Origin of the sequence: Fulvivirga lutimaris (assembly GCF_009711525.1) — a bacterium.
Taxonomy (GTDB): Bacteria; Bacteroidota; Bacteroidia; order Cytophagales; family Cyclobacteriaceae; genus Fulvivirga; species Fulvivirga lutimaris.
In genome coordinates, this window is record NZ_SMLV01000188.1 from 1 (window position 1) to 4,594 (window position 4,594).

The 4,594-nt window shown below is 37.1% G+C and carries 5 protein-coding genes and 1 pseudogene; 5 read left to right on the plus strand and 1 reads right to left on the minus strand.

Annotated features, from left to right (window positions below; genetic code table 11):
- Window positions 1-139: 139 nt before the first annotated feature.
- From E1140_RS01675 to lepB, 5 genes are read left to right on the plus strand one after another with little or no spacing between them, the layout of a single operon-like run.
- Window positions 140-910, plus strand: coding sequence for a ParA family protein (locus tag E1140_RS01675; protein WP_155178379.1), 771 nt, complete (start codon window positions 140-142; stop codon window positions 908-910).
- 12 nt (window positions 911-922) lie between these two features.
- Window positions 923-1,819 carry a ParB/RepB/Spo0J family partition protein gene (locus E1140_RS01680; RefSeq protein ID WP_155178381.1) on the plus strand — a complete coding sequence of 299 codons (897 nt, stop codon included), beginning with the start codon at window positions 923-925 and terminating at the stop codon, window positions 1,817-1,819.
- Complete coding sequence (locus tag E1140_RS01685) at window positions 1,820-2,431, plus strand: DUF5683 domain-containing protein (protein ID WP_155178383.1); 612 nt, start codon at window positions 1,820-1,822, stop codon at window positions 2,429-2,431.
- On the plus strand, window positions 2,428-3,150 hold the full coding sequence (gene dapB, locus E1140_RS01690; RefSeq protein WP_185153366.1) for a 4-hydroxy-tetrahydrodipicolinate reductase: 723 nt from the start codon (window positions 2,428-2,430) through the stop codon (window positions 3,148-3,150). Before E1140_RS01685 ends, dapB begins: the two co-directional genes overlap by 4 nt.
- 58 nt (window positions 3,151-3,208) lie before the next feature.
- Window positions 3,209-4,357 carry a signal peptidase I gene (lepB, locus tag E1140_RS01695; protein ID WP_155178385.1) on the plus strand — a complete coding sequence of 383 codons (1,149 nt, stop codon included), beginning with the start codon at window positions 3,209-3,211 and terminating at the stop codon, window positions 4,355-4,357.
- Window positions 4,358-4,393: 36 nt separating this feature from the next.
- Here lepB and E1140_RS01700 read toward each other — a convergent pair.
- Window positions 4,394-4,594 (minus strand): annotated as a pseudogene (locus E1140_RS01700) (uracil-DNA glycosylase); the annotation flags it as partial.

Genomic DNA, 4,594 nt, shown 5'->3' on the forward strand with positions numbered 1-4,594 from the left:
ATACTTAGTTTTCAAAGAAGTGGCTTAAAACGCCTTTTTTGAGCAATAAAACACGATTAAAACCATTTCCTGTGTCATAAATGTTTGAAAACAAAGGATTTAAATTGGTATATAATTTAACCGTAAAAACTAACAGTTAATGACTAAGGTAATAGCCATTGCAAACCAAAAAGGAGGAGTAGGTAAAACAACTACAGCAATAAATTTAGCTGCGAGTTTGGCAGCACTTGAGTATCGCACATTGATTGTCGATGCCGATCCTCAGGCTAATTCAACATCAGGAGTTGGGCTTAACCCTCGAGAAGTAGAGCATAGTGTGTACGAGTGTATGGTAGATGGAGTTGATGTTTATGACGCTATTACCAAAACTGATATCGAATACTTGCACATTCTCCCTTCGCACATTGACCTTGTTGGTGCTGAAGTCGAAATGGTAAATATTGAAAGAAGGGAAGAAAGAATGAAGGATTCCCTCAAAAAGGCTAAAAAGGACTATGATTTTATAATCATAGATTGCTCACCTTCGTTAGGACTTATAACCATCAATGCATTAACTGCTTCTGACTCTGTGATTATTCCAGTTCAGTGTGAGTATTTTGCTTTGGAAGGATTAGGTAAGTTGTTGAACACAATAAAAATCATTCAGACCAGACTTAATAAGGCTCTGGAGATTGAAGGTATTTTATTAACGATGTATGACGTTAGGTTAAGATTATCAAATCAAGTGGTTGAGGAAGTTCAAACACACTTTAAGAAAATAGTGTTTGATACAATCATTCCAAGAAATATTAAGCTAAGTGAGTCGCCAAGCTTTGGTTTACCTGCGATAGCACACGATGCGGAAAGTAAAGGTGCCGTAAGTTATTTAAATTTGGCTAAAGAAATTTTAGTCAAAAACGGCAAATCATAATATTTAATACCAATGGCCAATAAATCAATAAAAAGAAAAAGTGCGTTAGGAAGAGGGCTTGGAGCCCTATTGGAAGATTCTCCATCAATGGAGAAAAATATTGGCGTTGGAGAAAGCAACCCAGCCGGTTCTATCAACGAGATCAATCTGGATGAGATAGAGGTAAACCCTTTTCAACCAAGAACTCATTTTGATAAGGATGCTCTTCAGGAGTTAAGTGACTCTATTAAAGTTCAGGGCATTATTCAACCCATAACGGTAAGAAAATTATCTAAGAATAAGTATCAGCTTATCTCTGGAGAAAGAAGATTTCAAGCTTCTAAGTTAGCAGGACTAACTGCGGTGCCTGCATACGTAAGAACTGCAGATGACCAGCAAATGCTGGAAATGGCTCTGATTGAAAATATTCAAAGAGAGAACCTTAATGCCATTGAAATTGCATTGAGCTATCAGAGATTATTGAGCGAGTGCGAGCTTAAGCAAGAAGAGCTTGGTGATAGGGTTGGCAAAAACAGAACTACCGTTAATAACTACTTAAGATTATTAAAATTACCTCCTGCTATTCAGGCGGCAATTCGTGATAAGAAAATAACAATGGGGCATGCCAGAGCTCTAATTACCATTGATAGTGTTGATCAGCAACTGGATATTTTCAAAAGAATTATAAGTCAGGATTTATCTGTTAGAAAAGTAGAAGAACTAGTTCGCTCTGAGTATTCTTCAAAAAAACCTGCTGAACCTAAAGAACAAAATGAAGGCGGCAAGGAAATTGCTAATTTGCAACACAAACTAACATCGCATTTTGGCACCAAAGTTCAAATAAAGTCAGATGGTAAGAAAGGTGAAATAAAAATCCCTTTTGTATCCGTAGAAGATTTGAACCGACTGCTGGAAATTCTTGAATTATAAATGAAAAAGGTATTTCTTCTAACTGGATTAATCCTATTAATATACTGTTCGGCTCAAGCACAAATAAGCCCTGCAGGAGTTAATACCGACTCTACCAGAAATGATGAGCCCATTCTAGTTGAAAATGACGAGAATGTTCGGGTTGAAGAAATTGACAGTTATGCTGATAAGTTCGTGCCAAGAAGAGCCTCTTTATTAGCAGCTGTTTTACCAGGTGCAGGTCAAATCTACAATAAGAAGTATTGGAAACTGCCCATCGTTTATGGAGGTTTTATCACACTGGGATATGTAGCCAATGTTTACGACAAACAATACAAAGAATTCAGGGGTGAGCTTTTTCAACTATTGCAAGATCCTAATTTTGAGCCTCCATCTGGTGCTACTGAAGAGCAGCTTCGCTCTACGATAAACAGCACCAGAAGAGATAGAGACTTCTATTTAATATTAGTTGGGGTTTTTTATATGATGCAGATATTAGATGCACATATTGATGCCCATTTAAAGGAATTTGATTTAAATCCAGATTTAAAAGTTACTATAGACCCCATGTTTGAGCAACCTGCATATGCAAGATATAATGCCGGGGTTACCATAAAATTAAAGTTTAAGTGAGAATACTATTAATTGGCTATGGGAAAATGGGGCACGCCATAGAAGCCATAGCTTTAAAAAGAGACCATCAAATAGCAGGTACCATTGACCGCGACAATGCAGATGATTTACAAAAATTCAACTCGTCTAACACTGATGTAGCCATTGAATTTAGTCAACCAGAATCAGCATTTGAAAATATTAAATACTGTCTTGAAAACAACATTCCGATATTATCAGGAACAACGGGGTGGCTCAATAAAAAAAATGAAGTAGAAGAACTTTGTAAAAACAACAATGGCACTTTCTTCTATGCTTCAAACTATAGCATAGGGGTTAATCTGTTTTTTCAACTCAACGAGCAGCTTGCTCAATTAATGGCAGACCAAGCTGAATACAATGTTGATATTGACGAGATTCATCATACGCAAAAGAAAGATGCTCCCAGCGGCACCGCGATAAGTCTTGCTGAAGGTATTATAGACAACAACCCAAAAAAGGAGAATTGGTTACTTGAAAAAGAAGGTGAGGATGCTATCACTATTCATGCCCACAGAGTTGATAATGTACCTGGAACTCACACTGTCAAATATTCATCACCAATAGATGATATTGAAATTAAGCACACGGCACATTCCAGAGAGGGTTTTGCTATGGGTGCTGTTATGGTAAGCGAATGGTTGCCACAGCAAAAAGGCCTATTAAGTATGAAAGATTTTTTAGCTAACCTAAAAAAATAATAGTCACAAATTGTAAGAAACAATGCTGGTATTGTACCAGTAACAAAAATCAAGATATATGAATTGGAAATTTTGGCAAAAGAAGGAAAAGCCCGAAGTAAAAAAATCAAAGGCTAGAGAATGGTTAGACGCCATAACCTTCGCAGTTATTGCTGCAACGCTTATTAGATGGTTGATAATGGAAGCCTTTACCATCCCTACCCCATCAATGGAGAAATCATTATTGGTAGGAGATTTCCTTTTTGTAAGTAAATTCCATTACGGCACAAGAACACCTGCAACGCCATTACAAGTACCTCTAACGCATCAAAAGATTTGGGGTACTGAAATACCTTCATATGTAGATTGGATTCAACTGCCACAATACAGACTTCCAGGTTTTACATCAATACAGCAAAATGATGTTGTAGTATTTAATGTGCCTCCAAAAAGTCTGAACGAAAACATTGATTACCCCATAGATTTAAAGACAAACTACATTAAGCGTTGTGTTGGGCTTCCAGGTGATGTGCTTAAAATTGAAGACAAACAGATCTTCATCAATGATAAGGCCATTGAAAACCCAGAAGATATGCAGTTTTCATATTTGGTCTTCTCAAAAAATGCATTGAGCCAAAGAATTCTTGATGATCAGGATATACCTGATAGCCAGGTAGTAAGTAGAGATGATAATGGAGTGGTTCAACTCATGTACATCACATCAAGCCAGGCCGAAGCACTTAAAAAACTTCCATTTATAACCGAAGTTCGAATATCATCAAACAACCCTTACAGACAATTTGAGCCTTATAATAAAGGTGAGCTAGACAACGGCATATTTCCGAATGACCCTGAATTGTTCCCTTGGAATGCCGACTGGTATGGCCCATTAACTATTCCGAAAGAAGGAGCTACGATAAAAATTGACAGGGCTTCCCTAGCTACATACGGAGATGCTATAACCTTGTATGAGCATAATGAAAATGCTGAGATCAAAGATGGCAAACTATTTATTGATGGTAAGGAAACTGCAGAATATACATTCAAGCAGAATTATTACTTCATGATGGGTGACAACAGACACAATTCACTGGACTCACGTTATTGGGGTTTTGTTCCTGAAGATCATGTGGTAGGTAAAGGGTTCTTTATCTGGCTGTCTTTAGATCCTAATAAAGGCTTCTTTAGCAGAATACGTTGGAGAAGGTTCTTCAACCTAATAAGATAAACATAAAAAGGTGATCTAAATAGATCACCTTTTTTGTTACCAGTTTATTGCATTCAAACTCTTTGATTTCAAATAGTCATTAGTTCTGCTAAAAGGTTTGCTACCAAAAAAGCCTCTGTCTGCGGCAAATGGTGAAGGATGAGCAGATTTAATGACCAAATGCTTTTGTGCATCAATCACCTCCCCTTTCTTCTGAGCATATGCTCCCCATAAAATAAAGACCAGATTATCCTTTTG

What these genes read in the sequence shown, in the direction of transcription:
- E1140_RS01675 (WP_155178379.1), top strand. Translation starts at nt 140, where the DNA reads ATGACTAAGGTAATAGCCATTGCAAACCAAAAAGGAGGAGTAGGTAAA.
- E1140_RS01680 (WP_155178381.1), top strand. Translation starts at nt 923, where the DNA reads ATGGCCAATAAATCAATAAAAAGAAAAAGTGCGTTAGGAAGAGGGCTT.
- E1140_RS01685 (WP_155178383.1), top strand. Translation starts at nt 1,820, where the DNA reads ATGAAAAAGGTATTTCTTCTAACTGGATTAATCCTATTAATATACTGT.
- lepB (WP_155178385.1), top strand. Translation starts at nt 3,209, where the DNA reads ATGAATTGGAAATTTTGGCAAAAGAAGGAAAAGCCCGAAGTAAAAAAA.